Origin of the sequence: Pseudomonas sp. RA_5y_Pfl1_P24 (assembly GCF_963970945.1) — a bacterium.
GTDB lineage: Bacteria > Pseudomonadota > Gammaproteobacteria > Pseudomonadales > Pseudomonadaceae > Aquipseudomonas > Aquipseudomonas tritici.
In genome coordinates, this window is record NZ_CAXAOJ010000032.1 from 1 (window position 1) to 1,136 (window position 1,136).

2 tRNA genes and 2 rRNA genes are annotated in these 1,136 nt (G+C 48.2%); all 4 read left to right on the forward strand.

From position 1 onward, the window contains the following. Positions 1–62: ribosomal RNA gene (locus tag AACY30_RS27305) — 16S ribosomal RNA — on the forward strand; the annotation flags it as partial. Between the two features lie 82 nt (positions 63–144). Continuing rightward, positions 145–221: transfer RNA gene (locus tag AACY30_RS27310), tRNA-Ile, on the forward strand. A 30-nt stretch (positions 222–251) separates the two neighbouring features. Continuing rightward, positions 252–327 (forward strand) — tRNA-Ala (locus AACY30_RS27315). 249 nt (positions 328–576) lie between these two features. Beyond that, positions 577–1,136 (forward strand): 23S ribosomal RNA (locus tag AACY30_RS27320); the annotation flags it as partial.

A 1,136-nucleotide genomic window follows, 5' to 3' on the forward strand; every position in this document is an offset into this window, starting at 1 on the left:
TGACTGGGGTGAAGTCGTAACAAGGTAGCCGTAGGGGAACCTGCGGCTGGATCACCTCCTTAATCGACGACATCAGCTGCTCCATAAGTTCCCACACGAATTGCTTGATTCATTGAAGAAGACGATAAGAAGCAGCCCGAAATTGGGTCTGTAGCTCAGTTGGTTAGAGCGCACCCCTGATAAGGGTGAGGTCGGCAGTTCGAATCTGCCCAGACCCACCAATTTTGTGTGGGAAACGCCTGTAGAAATACGGGGCCATAGCTCAGCTGGGAGAGCGCCTGCCTTGCACGCAGGAGGTCAACGGTTCGATCCCGTTTGGCTCCACCACTACTGCTTCTACGTTATGAAAGCTTAGAAATGAGCATTCCATCATTGTGATGGTGAATGTTGATTTCTAGTCTTTGATTAGATCGTTCTTTAAAAATTTGGGTATGTGATAGAAAGATAGACTGAACGTTACTTTCACTGGTAACGGATCAGGCTAAGGTAAAATTTGTGAGTTACTCTGCATTGAGTATTATCGAATTTTCGGCGAATGTTGTCTTCACAGTATAACCAGATTGCTTGGGGTTATATGGTCAAGTGAAGAAGCGCATACGGTGGATGCCTTGGCAGTCAGAGGCGATGAAAGACGTGGTAGCCTGCGAAAAGCTTCGGGGAGTCGGCAAACAGACTTTGATCCGGAGATGTCTGAATGGGGGAACCCAGCCATCATAAGATGGTTACCTTACACTGAATACATAGGTGTATGGAGCGAACCAGGGGAACTGAAACATCTAAGTACCCTGAGGAAAAGAAATCAACCGAGATTCCCTTAGTAGTGGCGAGCGAACGGGGACTAGCCCTTAAGTGGCTTTGAGATTAGCGGAACGCTCTGGAAAGTGCGGCCATAGTGGGTGATAGCCCTGTACGCGAAAATCTCTTAGTCATGAAATCGAGTAGGACGGAGCACGAGAAACTTTGTCTGAATATGGGGGGACCATCCTCCAAGGCTAAATACTACTGACTGACCGATAGTGAACTAGTACCGTGAGGGAAAGGCGAAAAGAACCCCGGAGAGGGGAGTGAAATAGATCCTGAAACCGTATGCGTACAAGCAGTGGGAGCCCACTTTGTTGGGTGACTGCGTACCTTTT